Origin of the sequence: Brochothrix campestris FSL F6-1037, assembly GCF_000525915.1 — a bacterium.
GTDB classification, from domain to species: domain Bacteria; phylum Bacillota; class Bacilli; order Lactobacillales; family Listeriaceae; genus Brochothrix; species Brochothrix campestris.
The window spans coordinates 21,501-40,898 of the sequence record NZ_AODH01000029.1; the positions used below are offsets into that span (position 1 = coordinate 21,501).

18 protein-coding genes, 1 pseudogene and 1 riboswitch are annotated in these 19,398 nt (G+C 41.7%); of the genes and pseudogenes, 3 read left to right on the top strand and 16 right to left on the bottom strand.

Features of this window, described 5'->3' with window-relative positions:
- Positions 1–12 precede the first annotated feature (12 nt).
- From BCAMP_RS06985 to BCAMP_RS07045, 12 genes and pseudogenes are all read right to left on the bottom strand, one after another.
- Positions 13–2,244 (bottom strand): CDP-glycerol glycerophosphotransferase family protein, encoded by a 2,232-nt coding sequence (locus BCAMP_RS06985; protein WP_035314733.1) that lies wholly within the window; start codon positions 2,242–2,244, stop codon positions 13–15.
- A 313-nt stretch (positions 2,245–2,557) separates the two neighbouring features.
- Positions 2,558–4,027, bottom strand: coding sequence for a cryptochrome/photolyase family protein (locus BCAMP_RS06990; protein ID WP_198015737.1), 1,470 nt, complete (start codon positions 4,025–4,027; stop codon positions 2,558–2,560).
- Positions 3,951–4,784, bottom strand: coding sequence for a Cof-type HAD-IIB family hydrolase (locus tag BCAMP_RS06995; RefSeq protein WP_035314735.1), 834 nt, complete (start codon positions 4,782–4,784; stop codon positions 3,951–3,953). The genes BCAMP_RS06990 and BCAMP_RS06995 overlap by 77 nt, the downstream gene beginning before the upstream one ends.
- Positions 4,785–4,911: 127 nt before the next feature.
- Entirely contained in the window at positions 4,912–5,271 is a 360-nt protein-coding gene (rplT, locus tag BCAMP_RS07000; protein ID WP_035314736.1) for a 50S ribosomal protein L20, read from the bottom strand.
- A gap of 59 nt (positions 5,272–5,330) precedes the next feature.
- Positions 5,331–5,531, bottom strand: coding sequence for a 50S ribosomal protein L35 (gene rpmI, locus BCAMP_RS07005; RefSeq protein ID WP_029091835.1), 201 nt, complete (start codon positions 5,529–5,531; stop codon positions 5,331–5,333).
- 46 nt (positions 5,532–5,577) lie between these two features.
- On the bottom strand, positions 5,578–6,096 hold the full coding sequence (gene infC / locus BCAMP_RS07010; RefSeq protein WP_232217940.1) for a translation initiation factor IF-3: 519 nt from the start codon (positions 6,094–6,096) through the stop codon (positions 5,578–5,580).
- Positions 6,097–6,316: 220 nt separating this feature from the next.
- Positions 6,317–7,159 carry a polysaccharide deacetylase family protein gene (locus tag BCAMP_RS07015; protein WP_035314740.1) on the bottom strand — a complete coding sequence of 281 codons (843 nt, stop codon included), beginning with the start codon at positions 7,157–7,159 and terminating at the stop codon, positions 6,317–6,319.
- Positions 7,160–7,184: 25 nt separating this feature from the next.
- Positions 7,185–8,549, bottom strand: coding sequence for a TrkH family potassium uptake protein (locus BCAMP_RS07020; RefSeq protein WP_035314741.1), 1,365 nt, complete (start codon positions 8,547–8,549; stop codon positions 7,185–7,187).
- Between the two features lie 7 nt (positions 8,550–8,556).
- Positions 8,557–9,307, bottom strand: a pseudogene (locus tag BCAMP_RS07025) (TerC family protein).
- 91 nt (positions 9,308–9,398) lie between these two features.
- Positions 9,399–10,157 (bottom strand): TerC family protein, encoded by a 759-nt coding sequence (locus BCAMP_RS07030; protein WP_035314742.1) that lies wholly within the window; start codon positions 10,155–10,157, stop codon positions 9,399–9,401.
- Between the two features lie 64 nt (positions 10,158–10,221).
- Positions 10,222–10,398: riboswitch (yybP-ykoY riboswitch) on the bottom strand.
- 535 nt (positions 10,399–10,933) lie between these two features.
- Positions 10,934–12,508 (bottom strand): peptide chain release factor 3, encoded by a 1,575-nt coding sequence (locus BCAMP_RS07040; RefSeq protein ID WP_035314744.1) that lies wholly within the window; start codon positions 12,506–12,508, stop codon positions 10,934–10,936.
- 139 nt (positions 12,509–12,647) lie between these two features.
- Positions 12,648–13,697 (bottom strand): M42 family metallopeptidase, encoded by a 1,050-nt coding sequence (locus tag BCAMP_RS07045; protein ID WP_035314745.1) that lies wholly within the window; start codon positions 13,695–13,697, stop codon positions 12,648–12,650.
- A 268-nt stretch (positions 13,698–13,965) separates the two neighbouring features.
- Between BCAMP_RS07045 and BCAMP_RS07050 the strand changes: the two genes are divergently transcribed.
- The 3 genes from BCAMP_RS07050 to BCAMP_RS07060 are packed head-to-tail and all read left to right on the top strand — an operon-like array spanning position 13,966 to position 16,632.
- Positions 13,966–15,432 (top strand): MDR family MFS transporter, encoded by a 1,467-nt coding sequence (locus BCAMP_RS07050; protein WP_035314746.1) that lies wholly within the window; start codon positions 13,966–13,968, stop codon positions 15,430–15,432.
- Between the two features lie 16 nt (positions 15,433–15,448).
- On the top strand, positions 15,449–16,174 hold the full coding sequence (locus BCAMP_RS07055) for an alpha/beta hydrolase (RefSeq protein WP_035314748.1): 726 nt from the start codon (positions 15,449–15,451) through the stop codon (positions 16,172–16,174).
- 5 nt (positions 16,175–16,179) lie between these two features.
- Entirely contained in the window at positions 16,180–16,632 is a 453-nt protein-coding gene (locus tag BCAMP_RS07060) for a GNAT family N-acetyltransferase (RefSeq protein WP_035314750.1), read from the top strand.
- Between the two features lie 57 nt (positions 16,633–16,689).
- Here BCAMP_RS07060 and BCAMP_RS07065 read toward each other — a convergent pair whose 3' ends face one another.
- The 4 genes from BCAMP_RS07065 to BCAMP_RS07080 form a co-directional block, all read right to left on the bottom strand.
- Entirely contained in the window at positions 16,690–17,208 is a 519-nt protein-coding gene (locus BCAMP_RS07065) for a hypothetical protein (RefSeq protein WP_035314751.1), read from the bottom strand.
- 17 nt (positions 17,209–17,225) lie between these two features.
- Positions 17,226–17,906 (bottom strand): ribose-5-phosphate isomerase RpiA, encoded by a 681-nt coding sequence (rpiA, locus tag BCAMP_RS07070; RefSeq protein WP_035314752.1) that lies wholly within the window; start codon positions 17,904–17,906, stop codon positions 17,226–17,228.
- A gap of 20 nt (positions 17,907–17,926) precedes the next feature.
- A complete protein-coding gene (locus BCAMP_RS07075) occupies positions 17,927–18,436 on the bottom strand; it encodes a shikimate kinase (RefSeq protein WP_035314753.1) in 510 nt (169 codons plus the stop codon).
- Positions 18,437–18,554: 118 nt separating this feature from the next.
- Complete coding sequence (locus tag BCAMP_RS07080; RefSeq protein WP_035314755.1) at positions 18,555–19,343, bottom strand: SDR family oxidoreductase; 789 nt, start codon at positions 19,341–19,343, stop codon at positions 18,555–18,557.
- Positions 19,344–19,398 lie beyond the last annotated feature (55 nt).

The following is a 19,398-nucleotide window of genomic DNA, read 5'->3' on the forward strand; positions in this document are numbered from 1 at the left end:
GCTATGTTTCCCTTATTTTCGTATCTGCTGTTCAAACACCCCGCTCCAAAAGGGCGAGTCTTTTTCCAAGTTAATTACCTCATCAAACACAGTATCACCAAATAAGCGGCGCCATTCTCGTTGATAAGCTTTTTGATAATGTTTTTTTGATTGCTCGGTACTAAATTGTTGCGTCTTTTCGAACTCACGAATCGCCATTATTTCAGCTAAAGTTTTCGGCATCGTTGGTCCGTACGGTACGAAGTTAACGTCGTTGCCTAATGAAACAATACTCGCTTTTTTAGCGCTATCTTTTAAGACGCCACCTCTCATCATCGCAGTCACAAGATGGTTATTCGCTTGGCGTTCTTTCGTCCCCTTAACAAAACTCGGCAAGACCGTTGTATCGCTCAATAAACCACCTAAATATAAATCTTTTTGACGATATTCTTTGTTTGCAACAAGCTCAACTTCGCGACTATCATCTTTGAAAAACCAGAGGGCAACAGCTTCACCTGAACGGCCCTTATCAAGTGGACAAAAACGTGCTTTTGCTGCCAAATAACGCGGACTTGGGGTTTGATCAACAATCCCTCGTTCAACCGCTGCCACGAGCTCTTCAGTCGTTTTCGCAATAAAACCAGGTAATTCTTCCTCACTTAAATTTAAACCACGGGCGCTGCGATACTCGTCAACATCGTATAAATAATGCACGATTGGTTTTTCTGTCGGTATAAAATCAAAGAACACACTTGAATAATCTGAGATTAATACATCCATTGTACTCATCAGTAAATTCGTTGAAATATCACCTGGTGGCATAATAATATTGTCCGGCATTTTGACCATTTTTAAAACCGATCGTGTAATTGGATGCCCTCTAAATAAAATATTGGCATCAATTCGTGCTAGAGCCTCTAAGTCACTTACTAACTTATCGACATCAAAGTGATTGTCTTTAGACGTTCCACGCCAAGTCGGTGCATATAATACATTGGCTTTCCCATTATTGATTTTCAAACGTTCTAAAATAGCTCGTTTGACGGTATCATCCTGTTTCAGTGTAATATCAATCCGGGGATAGCCCGCAATTGCAACTTTTGCCGAACGAATGCCTTTAATTGAATAGGCATATTCCTGTTGTTCGACCATAAATTGATTTGGAACAATTAAGTGGGTCGCTTGTAAATAATTTCGTGTACTGATTGCAACACCGACTTCTTTGTTGGCACTTTGGCGTCCCACTGTTTTGTAAAAGATACCGTGCGTGGTGTGTAAGTACTTTTGACCAGGTTTACGTACAACATATTGTGCAAAGACCGAATCACAAATTAGGTATTTTGCGGTGGTAATGTATCGTAAATAAGCATCTGAATTACGCTTCACGAAAATAATATTCGCCTGCTTACGATAGTGTTGTGGGATGGCTTCAAAGTCATTAATAACCCATATGTGTATGTAGTCACTAAAGTCTTCATCTCTAAATGTATAATCAAAAACCCCACCTGGATTACCCATCATGCTCGACCCACTCATGCTCTCATAAAACACCATTTTATCGTTTAATTCTTCGTAAAACTCATAGCACATTGCATATTTAACAGATACATCAGCGATTGCTTTTTGGTAGGATTTCTCTGACATATTACTCGGAATACGGTATAAATCTGCCTCACGATATTTTGCTAAAGCCGCCTTTTCTGCTCCTGTTTGAGCTAGGCAAAAAGCCAATCGTCGGTATATTTCAGGACGATGTACTTGTTGTCGTGAAACAGTCTGTTGGTAATTAACCGCCGCTTGCTCATAATTAGCGATATCTTCAAAACAGCGCGCTAAATTATAATACCAACCCGAAAAGACCTTTTCTCCTTCGAGTGCGTGTTCAATATAAGGAATCGCCTCTGTTGGTCGATTCAATTTTTTTAGTAAAATACCTAACTGATAATATAAGTGCGAATCGTTGTGAGTCTCCGTTAATTTTTCTTTATAAGCGGCGATTGCTAATTCCCATTCACCCTGTTGCTCATGAAGGACCCCTATGCCAAAACGAGACACATTTTTCACATCGCTTAATCCGATGGCAGCAGTAAACGCTTCGTTTGCAGCTGTTTGTTGACCGTCAACTTGCAGTTGTAGTCCCTTTGCATATAATGCATCGGCCGTCGGTTGTACCTTTTGCTCGACTACGTCGTCTTTCAGTTGTTCTTGTTGTAGCGGTGATTCCTGTTTTTTAAACTGTTTCTTCCATCTGCCAAATAATCCCATATCCTACGCCCCCACATCTTTAGTCTGTCACTGATTCCCCTACGTCTTGTTCGTACATATTCTTCTGTTATATTTTAAAAAAACTATCATTATTTATTATAACTAAGTTAGAACAAGGCTGTCAAACACTGCTCAAACTCGAAACGTTTACACTCGTTCGTCGCATAAAAAAACTAAGCATTTAATAATGCTTAGTGCCCGACTGTAGACAAAGTCGAATGAAACTTCCTTTTCTGTGAAAATAAGTCAACGAACTCTGACTACTGATAATCAGACTGAATAGAAATACTGCTCTATCTTCTAGTTGCATCAGCTAACCGTCAGTTTTATTTTTTATTCGCTTAAAACGTTCGATTGCAGCCAATCGTGCAGTTTGGTGGTCAACGATTGGCGCAAGATAAGTAAGTCCATACTTCTGCGGTTCATGAATTTCTTTGGACTTTGCCAATACAAGTTCAGGTAACCAACGGCGAATGAACGCACCATCCGGATCAAATCGCTTGCTTTGGACCGTTGGATTAAACACACGGAAGTACGGCACAGCATCAACACCCGTTGAGGCAGCCCACTGCCAACCACCTGCATTTGAAGCACGATCATAATCAATTAGTTTCTCCGCAAAATAGCGCTCACCTTCGCGCCAATCAATCCCGAGATCTTTCACTAAGAACGAGGACACCACCATCCGCAGGCGATTGTGCATCCAGCCAGTGGCATTCAATTGTTTCATCGCCGCGTCAACTAATGGATAACCGGTTTCGCCCTTACACCAAGCATTAAATCCCGCTGGATTAACCTCCCATTCGAGCGCACGGTATTGAGGCGTTAATGCTTCCGTTTGTATCGTGGGATTTTCACACGCAATCATCTGATAAAAATCACGCCAAGCCAACTCTTTAATGTAAGTCGCCTGTCCTCGTTGCTCGCTTGTGACGACACGACGATACACTTCCACTATTGAGAGGACACCATACTTTAAATAAGGCGACATCCGACTCGTGCCTGCACGGGCAGGAAAATCACGGTCGTAGTCATACGTCGCTAACGGACCGGCAATAAATTGCTCTAACTGTTGACGTGCAGCTGTGACACCAATCGTTTCATCCCATTGCTGAGCCCTTAACTGTGTAAGCAAGCCTGCAAAAACGCGTCTGCCTTCATCGAAGCATGCCCCTTCATACTGAGGAGAACACGACTGCTCACAGCGAATACGATGCCAACTCGGCTTTTCTAATGCTAGCCATTGACGATAGTAAGGTGTAAATACTCGATAGGATGAGCCGTCTGCTTTTTTCACTTCCGCCACGCCATGTAAATGGCCGTCTAAAAACTGTTGGTAAGGGATCTGCTTGTCTTCCAACAACGCTATTAATTGCTGATCACGACGCAAACGCTCACCAGACAATTGCCTATTAAAGTAAAACGTCACATTAGTTCCAAGCGTCGCTAACAAAGACGTAAACGCAGCACTCAGTTCACCAGCAATAAAATGCAACGGTGCTATCTGCTGACATTCAGTCTGAAACCAGTTCAATGTTTTAAAGAAATAATCATGTCGTGCAGTTTTTGGAGCAAACTGCGAGGGATTCAAATGAAACAACAGCACTATTTGATCATGTGTTTCTCGAGCATCTAAGGCAGCTTGTAAGGCTGGTTGATGATCCAAGCGTAAATCATTCCGAAACAAGACAATATGTATCATTGGTTTAAGCAAGTAAATGCGCTTGAATAAATTGACCGACGCCACCTTCGTCACTATCAACCGTTGAAATATGTTTAGCAACCGCTTTAACAACTGGTTTTGCATTACACATTGCTAAGCTTTCAGGTGTTGCTTGTAACATTGACATGTCATTCTCATTATCCCCACACGTTAATGTCGTTTCGAGCTCTAAGTAGCCATGCTCTGCTAGCCATTGCACTGCAGCTCCCTTTGTACTGTTACCGACCATCACATCTAATAAGTTACTGCCCGAAATAACCGTTTCAACACCTAGTGCTAAGAATTCAGTTCGCACTGTTTCAAGCAACGCCTCATCTTCAATAATAACGAGCATTTTCAACATCGCCTCATCTTCATGTAAGGCACCTAAAATATCTGGTGTAATCGTATACGGTGTTTTTTCATCCTCTGTTTTAGCTTCCGCATTAATTTTGACATAACGTTCCATCGTGCCGTATAATGCCGGACTAAGTAAACGTTCTGTTGTATAAATGTGATAAGGAACCTGATGTTTTTGCGCAATCGCAACTGTTTTTTGCATCGTTTCAAGCGGTATTGCGTTTTTAAATAACACCTCGCCAGTTGTCCAGTCACGGATTAAAGCACCGTTACATGAAATAACGGGCAAGCTGATGTTCATTTGTGAGGCATAAATACGCGCACCTAAATCGAGTCGTCCCGTTGCCATAATCAACTGACCTCCTTGTGCCTGCCATTGTTTAAAGGCCGCTAAGGTAATTGGGTGCAATTCTTTTTTTGATGTTAAAGCTGTCCCATCCATATCGGTCACGATTGTTTTAATGTTTGCTAATGTCATTGTAATACCCCCTGATATGTTGCAGTCGCTAACGGACTGTTCTCTTTTATTTTAACATGAATCGCTCACTTTTGTTGACGTGCTTAAACACAAAAAAAGCCTCTCACAAGGAGAGGCTTTAGCGCTATTATTTAGCTAATTCTGTTTTTGCTGCGTCACATAATTGTGTGAATGCTGCAAAATCATTAACTGCTAATTCAGCTAACATCTTACGGTTCATATCAATACCAGCTAATTTTAAGCCGTGGATTAATTTAGAGTAAGATAATTCGTTCATACGAGCTGCTGCGTTAATACGAGCAATCCATAATCTACGGAAGTTACGTTTTGTTTGGTGACGATCACGGTAAGCATACATGTTTGCTTTCATTACAGCTTGGTTAGCTACGCTGAAAATAATGTGTTTTGCTCCGTAATAACCTTTTGCTAATTTGATGACCTTTTTGCGACGTGCGCGTGTTACAGTACCGCCTTTAACTCGTGGCATAAGAATTCCCTCCTGATTTTAAAAACAATGATTTTTGGTCGTTTCTTGGACGACTTCGATTATTTGATGTTGTCTAATTGTTGACGGATACGTTTCATATCGCCAGCTGATACTAATGCAGATTTACGTAAATGACGTTTTGCTTTAGTAGATTTGTTTGCAAACAAGTGACTTGTTTTAGCACGGCCACGTTTCAATTTACCTGAAGCAGTTTTTTTGAAACGTTTAGCTGTACCTCTGTGTGTTTTCATTTTTGGCATGGTTTTTTCCTCCTTGTATTAACACAGCATTAAATGCTGTCCCCGATTAGCTTTCTTTCGGCGCTAAAACTAAGAACATACTACGTCCGTCCATTTTAGCTTTTGATTCGACTGTCGCAATTTCTGCACACTCGGATGCAAAACGGTTTAGAACTTCTAATCCAATTTCTTTATGTGTAATCGCACGTCCTTTGAAACGGATAGAAGCTTTCACTTTATCGCCTTTTTCTAAGAACTTAACTGCGTTACGCAATTTTGTATTGAAATCATGTTCATCAATTGTTGGACTTAGTCGTACTTCTTTTTGCGTAATTGTCTTTTGGTTTTTACGCGCTTCTTTGTCTTTCTTTTGTTGTTCGAATCGGAACTTACCGTAATCCATAATACGGGCTACTGGCGGTTTTGCGTTCGGAGCAACAAGAACAAGATCAAGATTTGCACGTTCTGCAAGTTCGAGTGCATCATGTTTAGATGTTACACCTAACTGCTCACCAGTTTGAGTAATTACACGAAGTTCACGAGCACGAATATTTTCATTGATCAAAGTGTTGTCTTTGCTAATGATAATCCACCTCCAAATTAAATTGAACCTAGCATGATGTTCAAAAACATGAAAAAAACGGGCATTTCATCTCAGAAATACCCGCAAACAGACTTAATTAAATAGTTTGTTAGCCTGAAAACAATGACGTCAACAAGGCGAGAAGCGGAAACTTCTTCTTTCATGTATTATTTAAACTCACAAGATTTATATTACCACGTCACTTTGTAACTGTCAATCCTTTTTACAAACCATTTTCAATTAAAGTGCGATAACCTTCGATACTTAAGCCCGGTGTAATCCGCACACGTTTCAATTGATAATACCCGTCAGCTTTAGACGCAAGCCCTGGCTCAGTCGTAACGGCTAGTTTGTAGCCGGCGGTGTTAGCGGCTGCCAACGTCTCGTCATTGTATCGACCGACAGGATAACTTAAGATGATGCTATCGTAGTCGAGCTCGTCTTTAATAAACCGCTTCGAATCAATCATTTCGGTTAACTGCGTCTCTTTGGCCAGCAGGTTCAGTTCTTGATGATTGACCGTATGACTTTCAATCGTCACCTGCTGCTGTTGCATTGCTTTCATTTGTTCGATTGTGAGATGATTCGGTTTTCCAGTAGTGCCTGTAATCATAAAAACAGTACTCGCAAGACCATAGCGTTCCAACACCGGTAAAGCTGCTGTGTAATTATCGGTATAGCCATCATCAAAAGTGATAAGGACTACCTTTTCGGCTGGAACCGTATTCGTTTCAAAGGCCTGATACAATTCAGCTGGGGTTAAGGTGTAATAGCCTGCTTCTTTAAGAAACTGCATCTGTTGCTCAAATTCTGTAGGTGGCACCCGTAACGAATTACCGCTCGAAATGCTATGATACATTAAAATCGGTATTTTAACCGGTGTTTCACGTGTTAACCATCTCTGTGTTTCTTCCGCTTTTCCAGGTGGGGGTACTGCCTTCTTCGGTGCTTTCTGTACCTGCTTCACTGGTTTTATTTCTGTTTTTTGGGAAAGGTACGCATCTGTCCCCATTGCGGCAACCACGCATAAACCAATGAGAAGCAACCACTTCGCTATCTTCGTCATCTGGACTCCTTTTGGCTATTGTCAGCTAGCCTGACACAACCTTTTCTTTCGGATATCTAAACCCATATTCATTATCTGTTTTCGCTGCTGTAAACAATAAAATATACATCATCGATACCCGTCCAACAAACATTAACATAATAATAACCAGTTTACCAACGATAGACAGTTGAGCCGTTGCACCGAGTGACAAGCCCGATGTCCCGAAGGCTGATGCCGTTTCAAACATTAATGACATCAGAGGAATATTGACCTCTGTTAGCGATAAAATTAAGACCGAAGTGAAACAAAGCAAGCCCGAAAACAAGGTGACCGATAAGGCTTTTCTTAAATCTTCTTCAATGAGCTCACGTCCAAATACATGCACATGTTTATGGCCACGTGCTGTTGCAAAAATAAACAACACCGTCATTGCAAAGGTTGTTGTCCGTATCCCACCACCCGTTGAACTGGGTGATGAACCGATGAACATAAATAAAATTAAAATCAATAAGGTCGTGGCCGAGTACTGATTTAAATCCAGCAAAGTAAAACCACCACTGCGGGCCGTCGCCGAGGTGAATAAGGAATAAAACAAGCCTTGATGCCAAGTCATCCCACTAAAGAATTTATTAAATTCTAGGAGAATGATTAACATCGCCCCTGCAAAGTAGAGACCAAAATAAGTAAAGGTTGTTAATTTCGTAAAGAGCGAAAAACGAAAGGGTCGCTTCGTTGATTTTCGTCCAATTAAAAAGCGCTTGACTTCTAACAGCACCGGAAAACCAATGCCCCCCATGATCATTAATAACATGACAACCGTTTGGATGAAATAATCACCCGCGAATGGTTCCATTGATAAGCCATCCATATCCATCCCTGCACTAGTGGCAGCTGCAACACTCAAGAAGAAACCATGGAAGAAAGCTGAACCCACATCTTTATAATGAGGAATCGTGTATAAACCAATCAAAATACCGCCGATTACCTCTGCCGTCGTAATAATAATAAACACGTCACGAATCAGATTAACCATGCCACTCATTGAGTAGGCATTTACATCCGTTTGAATGAGACGACGTTGTTTCAAACCAATTCGACGTCGCAACATCAAATAAAACAATGTACTCATCATCATAATACCGAGGCCTCCGACTTGGAAGAAAATCATCATACAGACAAGACCAAACGTACTGTAGGTACCTCCTGGGCTAACAGGCGATAGACCAGTGACACTGACTGAACTTGCCGCGACAAATAACGTATCAATGAACGACACTTCTTGCCCTGGCTTTTTTGCAATCGGCAATAACAAAACGAGTGTGGCAACTGTCATCGCGACAAAATAAAACGATACAATCGCTTGTACTGGCGTCAAATTACGCAATCGTAATCGCAAGTGATAGAACATGGTTAATTCACCCTTTCTGATGTGTCAACTTTATCTTAATTAATGCGCCGATAATAATGACTATCATAACACCCCAGAATGTAACTTGCCACCCGATACTTTCTGGGAACCCAAGCGCTAAAACACCGATATCTTTATGTGCCAAGGTTAAGACCGCTAATTTCACACCGACCCAACCGACAAGCAAGAAGGCCGCCTGTTCTAAAACAGGATAAAGTTCTAACCAACGGACAATTTTAGTGGCAGCGAAGCGAATACACAATAACCCGATAAAACCACCAATAAACATCACGATAAACTTCCAGCCATCCATACCACCAATTGAGAACGTATGTGTACTCGGTAAGGTAATCACTAAGGCCGCCGCAGCTAAAATCGAATCAATCGCAAAGGCGATGTCCGACAATTCAACCTTCAACACCGTCCCCCAAAATGATTGGGACTTTCTGTCGGTATCTATGGCAGTCATTGACGCTTCTTCCGTCATAAAATGTTTCACCGCTAAATAGAGCAAGTACAACGCACCAAGCGCTTGTATATACCACATATCAACCAAGAGCGATATGACAAACAGCGCTGTGAATCGTAAAACCATCGCACCCACTAAACCATAAAACAGTGCTTTTTTTTTGCGCCTGTGGCTCTAATCCCTTAACCATTACCGCCATCACGACTGCATTATCGGCTGATAACACCACTTCTAAACCAACCAATACGATAAATACCCAACCGTATTGTAAAAAAAGACTTGCATCCATTTTGACACCTTCTTCATTAAATTTCTTCACATGTTTGTTTGCATAAAGAAAACTCAATCAAACACTTTGTAAAGTGTCTGATTGAGTCATTTTAAACTGTTGTTTCTTTTGCTTTACGCGATACAATCACACTGATTACAATAATCAATACCATCACGCCATAAAAAATACTTTGCCACACTGTCCCATGTGGGAAGTGTGCGTCTAACAGCGCTACTTTTTCATGCGCTAAGGTCATAACAACCAATTTGACACCGACCCAACCGACGAGGACAAATGCCCCAGTTTCGAGTGCGGGGTATTTTTTCAACAAGTTCACCACCGCTGTTGCAACAAAGCGAATGATGATTAAGCCAATCACGCCACCAAGGAACATAACGATAAACTGCGCTGTGTCAATCTCAGCAATATGGCCCCAACCTGATGGTGGCAACGTAATTGCTAATGCCACTGCTGCTAACATTGAATCAACTGCAAAGGCAATATCTGCCACTTCAACCTTAATGACCGTCGCCCAGAAACCACCTTGCTTACGTTTCTTAGTTTTATGTTCGCCTTCTTTATGGGCGAATTTCTTATAGAGATTAGAACCCGCTATGTAAAGTAAGTAAACTGCACCAAGCGCTTGCAACTGCCAATATTTAGCCAAGGTTGCGATTAAGAATAACGCGATAAAACGGAACACTAACGCTCCGACCAAACCATAAAACAACGCCTTTTTTTGTTGTTCTGGCTCTAAGTGTTTCACCATTACTGCCATCACGACCGCGTTATCAGCCGCTAAAATTCCTTCCAATCCAATTAATACGATTAAAACCCAACCATACTGTAATAACATTGCTGCATCCAAAAAATCGCCTCCTCTAAATTATCTGTGTTAAAGTCCCAGTGACGTTTAAGGTGTATGGCGGTTAGACCCCTTTTTTTTAAACAAAAAAACAAGCCCTTTGCCCACCTTAAATAAGTGTGGACAAAGGTCTCGCTGACATGACACATGTTGATAAAACCGATGGAATTAATCCATGTATTGACGACTTTATCTTGCTTACTGTTATCAACAGTAAGCAACGCTACTCCCCTTTGACACAAAATGTCAAACTGATATTTAATTGAGTATATCGTAACATATGGCCAATTCATTCGTCAATTTTTTTTACGATTTTTTTGCAGCTGGCTTATTATGCTGATATAGTTGCAATGGAATTCTATTTAAGTGTAAAATGAAGTATAGTTTCACTAACGTTGTTTCTATCAATCTAAGAATAGAGGTATCTTTCAATGAGTTATTATTCAATTCCTATTGCCACAATTATTATTGGTTTTATTTTTTTTACTTTTGGACCTTTTTACTTGTTAAATCCTCAAAAAAACGCATCTCTAAACTCGGTTTTTTCAACCTACTGCTCATCGCAGTCATTTTAATTGTAGCCGGATTACTACTATTGCTCGTATTTACAGGCGATTTGGCCACTTTGTTGTAATAATAGCTAGAGAAATGAAAGTGAAATCAGCTCGTAAACAACGTCACTGTAATAGCATTCGAAAGAAAATGAAATCCGTTTAGACTTTATCTACAATCTGAAAGGAGGGGACCGAAACTAATCGGTCCCCTCCTTTTATCTTAGCTTAGATTAATTCAAACAGTTCAACATCCGGGTTCTTATCACTAAACCAGCGTAAGGCAAATTCATTTTCAAACAAGAAGACGGGTTGATCGTAACGGTCACGCACAAGCATATTACGAGTCGTTGCTAATTTTTCATCCGCATCTTCTGGTTTGATCCAACGCGCCATTTTCTTGCCCATTGGTTCCATGATGATTTCAGAATTGTACTCATTGTTCATCCGGTGTTCAAACACCTCGAACTGTAATTGACCAACAGCTCCAAGCATGTAGTCACCCGCATGCCATGTTTTGTACAACTGAATGGCACCCTCTTGTACTAATTGTTCGACACCTTTATGGAAATGTTTTTGTTTCATGACGTTTTTAGCTGACACACGCATAAACAATTCCGGTGTGAATTGTGGCATTTTTTCATAATGCAGGTTTTTAGCCCCCATCGTAATCGTGTCCCCAATTTGATAGTTACCTGTATCATATAAACCGATAATATCACCCGAAACGGCATGGCTCACAATTTCTTGAGAATCGGCCATAAATTGGGTTGAGTTATTCAGCTTAATCGTTTTACCTGTCCGTGCTAAATGAACGTTCATGCCTTTTTCAAACGCCCCCGAACAAATACGGACGAAGGCGATCCGATCGCGATGGGCTTTGTTCATATTGGCTTGGATTTTGAAAATAAAACCAGAGAACTTGCTGTCGGTTGGATCAACTAAGTCACCTTCTTCAGTTTGGCGCGGTTGCGGTGCTGGAGCAAAATCAACAAAAGTTGATAAGAAGTTTTCAACACCAAAGTTGGCTAAGGCACTACCAAAAAAGACAGGTGTTAATTCACCAGCTGAAATCGCCGCTTCATCAAATTCATTGCCTGCTTCATCTAATAAGTTGATTTCTTCCATTGCTTCATCAAAATAAGTTGATTCCTGCACAGCATGAGGTGCCAATAATTCATTTTTATCATTAAGAGGGATAAAGCGGTCCGCTTCGTCCTCATAACGATATTGCTCAATACGGTGATTATAGCGGTCAATGTTACCAATCAACTCTTTTCCCATCCCGATTGGCCAGTTCATTGGATAAGCACCAATGCCCAGCACTTCTTCTAATTCTGAAATCAAGTCCATTGGATCGCGACCCGGACGGTCTAATTTGTTAATAAAGGTAAAGATGGGAATACCGCGCATGCGACAAACTTTGAACAGTTTCATCGTTTGTGGTTCAATCCCTTTAGCCGAGTCAATTACCATCACTGCACTATCGACCGCCATCAATGTACGGTACGTATCCTCACTAAAATCCTGGTGACCAGGAGTATCAAGGATGTTGATGCGGTAATGATCGAAATCAAATTGCATCACTGAACTTGTTACCGAGATACCACGTTGTTTTTCAATATCCATCCAATCGGATGTGGCAAACTTACCTGACTTTTTACCTTTTACTGTTCCGGCTGAACGAATCGCACCACCAAACAGTAAGAGTTGTTCTGTAATCGTTGTTTTACCCGCATCGGGGTGAGAAATAATCGCAAACGTTTTACGCGATTCAATTTCTTTTTTAATTGCGTCTATCATGAATACCCTCCGTTTATCTAAATAGAATCTGATGTTTAACAAAATAAACTACATCGGACTTCCTCCGTAACTTAAAATTGACATAAAATTAGTATAGCATATTTCAGACGATAACTTTAGCGTTCGTGTGAAAAAACAGCTATTTGTTGTCGGCTAATGGTGAGAATATATAGGCCCATACGAGTTGCTCTGTCGCTGTAATCGCTTCTTTATGCGTCCGTTCGTAAGCATGAGAGGCTTCGATTCCCGCACCAATTAAGCCATGTTTCACATCAGCACCAGCCTTCATTGCTGCACTAGCATCGGAGCCATAAAACGGATAAATATCAACGCAGTAAGCCAGCTGTTGCGCCTGTGCCAATCCCACTAAATGTTGCCGTAGACCATAATGATAAGGACCACTGCTGTCCTTCGCACAAATTGACACATGGTACTCATCACTCGTTTGCCCATCACCGATTGCCCCCATATCAACAGCGATATACTCTACCACCTCTTCAGGGATGCTCGAATTACCACCATAGCCGATTTCTTCATTATTGGAAATTAAGAAATGAGTTGTGTAGGGTAAGGTCTGCTGTTCTGCTACGAGACGCCCAAGCGTTTCAATCAAAACAGCAACACTCACCTTATCGTCTAGATGACGTGACTTAATAAAATCACCACTACGTGTACTACGGGCATCAAAACTAATAAAATCACCGACTTCAATGCCCAATTCACGTGTTTGAGCAGCCGTTGCCACCTTTTCATCAATTCGAACTTCCATATTAGCTGCATTTCGCTCAGCCGAGCCCGCATCAGCATATACGTGCACCGTTGTTTGATGCATTAAAATCGTGCCAGTATACGTTTTGCCACTGGCGGTCGTGATTGTACAGTACTCTCCTTCAATCGCATTAAAACGAAACCCACCCACAAGCGATAAAGCTAGACGACCGTTGGACTTCACTTCTTTTACCATCGCACCTAATGTATCGACATGTGCCGTTAATAAGCGTTGCTCTGTGTTGTTTTTACCAGGAATAGTCACGATGCGATTGCCTTTATTAGTCGGCGCTACTGTTAATCCCATCGCTGTCAAGCGGTCGGTAATGTACGACATGATTGACTCCGTATAGCCGGTTGGACTTGCAATTTGTGTCAATTCGAATAAGGTTGCAATTGTTTTTTCAGTTGTTATTGTCATTTGTGTCAGCCTTCTTTCCTTCATTCAGTGAGTTATCTAGAACTCTAATTCACCTTAATTATACACAATTGGAGGCCTAACGAATACCGTCAGCTTTTGATGAGCGTTATTCGCCTATTACCGTTAAAAATGTTAAAATAATAGCAGCTCTTAAACAACACGTATCATTTCCATTTAGGCGCTAAATGGAAGCCTGACTTTGCTTGTTATGATTAGCAAATAACACATTAGGTTCGCCGCAAACGAGCTTAGTAAAGGAGAATGTTCTTTGAAAAAAACACATGTAAAATGGGTCACTGTCGCCATCTTTGTTTCAACCTTTATGACCGCGATTGAAGGCACCATTGTTTCTACAGCCGTGCCACGGATTGTTAGTGAACTCAACGGTATTTCAATTATGAACTGGGTCTTTTCAATCTACTTATTAACATCAGCTGTCTGTGTGCCGATTTTTGGTAAATTAGCTGATATTTATGGCCGAAAACCGATATTCATTATCGGAACGATTGTCTTCATGATTGGTTCGGCCCTTTGTGGCTTTGCGCAAGACATGACCCAACTAATTATTTATCGTGCCATCCAAGGGATTGGAGCTGGCTCGATTATGCCGTTAAGCTTTATTATTATCGCTGATATTTATTCAGTTGATAAGCGAGCAAAAATTATGGGCCTTAATGGAGCCGCCTGGGGTATCGCTGGTATCTTTGGTCCGCTCCTCGGCGGATTCATCGTCGATTACTTAACCTGGCACTGGATTTTCTTCATCAACGTGCCGATTGGGATTATCCTCATCATCTTAATGAAGATGTACTTCCATGAAGAAGTCAGCAAAACTGAGCAGACGATTGATTACATCGGCACCTTCCTCTTAACAATCGGCTTAGTCGCCTTGTTACTCGGATTTCAATTAGCTGGTGACACCTTAAGTTGGCTTGCACCGAGTGTACTAATTGCGTTTGCAATAGCGCTTGTTTTTCTTGGACTCTTCGTTTGGCAAGAAAATCGTACGAAATACCCCATCTTACCGTTACCGATGTTTAAAAACAGTTCGTTTACCTTCGCCAACTGTGTCGCTATTTTAGCAAGTGCCTTTTTAATTGGTGTTAACGTGTATATGCCGATGTGGGTACAAGGTATTCTCGGATTAAGCGCAACGATTGCCGGATTCACGCTCGCACCGATGTCAATCACGTGGATCCTCGGTTCATTTATCGGTGGTAAAATGATTGAAAACAGCACGATTCGTCGTGTCATTGGTTTAGGGACGTTTGTGATTGCCCTCGCCGGTCTTTGGCTGATGGTGTTGACACAGACCGCTTCGATTTGGCTGTTCCTCGGTGCTTCTGCGGTGATGGGACTCGGCTTCGGAATTACGATTACGATGACGACCATTACAGCACAAAATGTCGTCGCACCTACCGACATGGGATCAGCTACATCTGTTAACACCCTCTTCCGTACCCTCGGACAAGTGATGGGGATGGCTGTCTTTGGTACCATTTTCAACTCGGTGACAACACGTCATTTAGCTGATGCAACCACAGCCGGTGTAACACACGCTAATTTAACGCAATTGCTCAATCCCAATCATGCACCAATTGCCGCAGAAGCAGTTGCACAACTTAAACATATTTTATTCAGTGGCTTGCATACGGTCTTTATCGCGATGTTTATCATTACACTTATTACTTTTATTTTCCATCTACCAATTACAACCATGAAATTTAAAAAATAAGCACGGAGGTGAGCCCATGACGGCCCGTTTGGATGAACAGCACCAACTTTATAGTCAGTTTTTAAAGACCGACTTAACCTTTATCATTCACTACCCACCACATTACGATCCGACACATAAGTACCCGTACCTAATTGTGCAAGATGGGCAAGATTTCATCACATATGGCGACTTGTTTACTAAAAGTGATGCGGCGATGTTAGCTGGTACGCTTCATAGCTACATTACAATTGCAATTCCGTATGAGTCCGTCGCGCTACGAGCTGAACGTTGTCATCCTAATGGGGCATCATTCAGTAACTATCAACGCTGTATTGCCGAAGAATTAACACCTTATTTAGATGCGAAGCTGCCTTCACTGCAACTGGCACAGGGACGTTACCTCGCTGGGGTCTCACTCGGCGCCACATTTTCGTTAGCCCTTTGCTTGCGTTACCGCTTCACTTTTGGTAAAGTATGTTTATTCTCGCCTTTTTTAGATGAGACACTGCTCGAAAAATGTCGCACAACGACACCCGTTTCATTAGTCATCTCACACACTTACGGAACAGATGAGCAACACGTCGACACTACTTTTGGCGAGCCGGATTGTGATTTCACAACCCCGAATCAACAACTAGCAACCATTTGGTCCGAACAGACAGATTATACTGGTTGGACCTTTAACGGCGCCCATCTGTGGCGACATTGGTCTGATCAATTAGCGCAAAGCTTACAAGTTTTTAATGAAAAGGAGTTTTAAGAACCATGACTGTAGTTAAAATTAACCCTGAAAATACCGAGGAATTAGCAATTGTGAAAGCGATTCGTGAGAAGGTCTTTGTTGAAGAACAAAACTTTTCTCCCGATGAAGATAACGATGGTAAAGAATCTGAATGCGAACACTTCCTTGCCTACGATGATGAAACAGGTCATCCAGTCGCAACTGGTCGTTTATACATTCACGATAACCGCGGTAAATTACAACGTATTTGTGTTTTAAAAGAAGGACGTGGCAAAGGCTTTGGTCGCAAGATAATTTTAGCGATTGAACAGTCAGCCCGTGAAGAGCAGCTTGACTCTTTATACTTGTCTGCTCAAGAGCATGCTGTTCCTTTTTATGAAAAGCTTGGATTCGTTGCGACAACTGGTGAACGATACATCGATATGGGCGGTATTTGGCACATCGATATGGACTATAAAATCGCTGTACATGCCTAACAAAAAAGAGTACGACCCTCACTTCTTCCTTGAAGAAATGAGGGTCGTACTCTTTTTTTAGCTATTGACAAAGGTTACCGTTTTTTGCAAAGCAACCAATTCATCATCGAGGCAGCTGAGCGTTAGCACCTCGGCCTTGTGATAGTCAACAACCGCTCCTTTTTTGCCATAGACATCAATCTTTTGCAACTGTAATGTGGTTTTATCCTCGCCAATTAAATAGCCATTGTTCTGTTCAAAAATCGTCTGAATACGACAAAGAATAACTTTAGCCTGCAGCTGTTTACAGAGCGAATCAACAATGTTAAAGCTATTCAACTGCAATGGTAACAGCTGCGTCACTTGCTCCGAACGGCGATTTTCAATTTCAAGTAAATAAGGTTCTGCCACTTCAAGTTGTTTAATGGCTGCTGTTTCCATCACAATCAGCCCTTCTGTCCGTCCACTTGGTGCCACTAACTCGATCCCAATCCGCCGTGGATTAACCGCTACTACGACACCAATCATAAACGCGTCGTGATGATAGAGACCAATCACCCGTTGTTCATTGGCACAGGTACTCAGTTTTGCATACATGATTAGACCTTCTTTCTTTAAAAAGTTGCGACACTGACCGCCCCAGTAGCAGTTGCGATAATCGTTACTTCTGTCATTTGATTAAAGAGGCCGTGTTCAACCACACCAGTCATGTGCTTCAACTCAGTCGCTAAGGCGAGTGGCTCAGTAATCGGCTCGAACTGTAAATCAAGGATGTAATTGCCACTGTCAGTTAGGTAAGGTGTCTCGTCAGCAGAGCGACGCAACACTGGGTTATATCCTCGTTTTGCAAGCGCTCGTTCCAATTGTTGATAGCCAAACTGAACCACCTCAACCGGCAGACCGAAGGCACCTAACTGTGTGACCGTCTTTGATTCGTCGGCAATCCAAATACGTTGCTGTGCTGCTTCAGCCACAAGTTTTTCGAACAGCAGTGCACCACCGCCACCTTTAATCCCATAAACAGAGCCATCCGCCACAAAAATCTCATCAGCGCCATCAATACAAACATCAATCGTTGTTGCCTCATTAAGATCCATTAAAGGAATGTTCAGTTCTTTTGCTAAGGCTGCTGTTTGCATTGAGGTGACGACTCCAGTTACTTGTAATCCCTCTGCGACTTTCTTTGCCAAAGCCTGTAAAAAATAAAACACTGTTGACCCCGTACCTAAGCCAACTATCATGCCATCTTTAATATAGTCAACTGCCCGTTCTCCTGCTGCTTGTTTACCGTTCATTCAAAAGCCCCACCTTCAAGTTAGTTTGCTAATATTTGTTTGATAATCTCATTGACCGTTAAGTGATTGGTTACAATTGTTTCATTTGCTAAACGATAAATTTTATCGCGTTCAGTGAATAACTGTTGGATTTGAGCTGGTGTATTGGTCTTTAACAGCGGACGTGACCGTTTTAATTTGCGCGATCGTTTTTGCCACAGCTCCCAATCCATCTTCAAATAGACGGTCGTTGCTTCCTGTAAACAAGCCGTGCGAATGTTAGCATTCATAAATGCACCACCGCCAAGCGCTAAAATATGCGTCTTATTATCGCGTAATTGCGCGATAACGAGTTCTTCTTCTAACGCTCTAAAAGCCGCTTCACCTTTAGTTGCAAAAATGTCTTGCACTGACATCTTTGTCTGCTGTTCAATCAAATCATCACTATCGGCAAACGGAAGCAGCGTCCGTTTGCCTAATTCTCGACCAATGGTTGTTTTACCAACACCCATAAAACCAACTAACACGATTGTTTTTTGTTTGGTTTGCATTCGACTGCCTCCTCGTCTGTTCTTTTTGACGGTCATCCATAAAAAAAAGCAACATAAGAAGGCGCACCTCTTTATCTTGCTTGTTTCTGAAGAAGTGTGAACCGCTTAGTCATTCAGTTTAGTAACCAATGATGTGGTAACCACTATCAACATGAATGTTTTCACCTGTAATCCCACTTGCCATATCACTTAATAAGAATAATGCCGTTGTGCCGACTTCTTCTGAAGTCGTAACGCGACGCAATGGTGCGCGTTCTTCAACCATTTTTTGAGACTCACTAAAGTTCCCCACACCACGAGCAGACAACGTCCGGATTGGTCCGGCTGAAATCGCATTGACCCGAATGCCAGTTGGACCATACTCATTCGCTAAATAACGAACAGATGATTCTAAGGCCGCTTTCGCCACACCCATCAAGTTATAATTTTGAATAACGCGTTCGCCACCTAAGTACGTTAACGTAATCAGACTCGCATTATCAGCTAATAACTCCGCTTGGTGTGCTGCTCGAATAATAGCTGTAAACGAATAGGCACTAATATCAAGTGCTTGAGCAAAGCTAGCACGATCGACCGCTGAATACGCATCACCTAAAAAGTCTTTGTTAGCGAAGGCAACCGAATGTACAATCCCACTTAACTGACCCGCTTTGACTTTCAAATCAGCCACTGCTGTAGCGATATCCTCGTCACTTGTAACATCACATTTCACCATATCTGGTTCTTTATTCAAATCTGATAATTCAAGCGCTAACTTTAATAACCCTTTGGCTGAACGTTCTTTTGAGTATGAAAAAATCAATTTGGCGCCGGCTTTATCAAGTTCTTTAGCAATGCCCCAGCCAATACTGCGTTTATTTGCAACACCCATAATTAAAACGGTTTTATTTTCAAAGTTCAAATACATAATTGCCTCCTATATAACGATATTTTCCTTTTCTATTTTACATGACTTTACGATA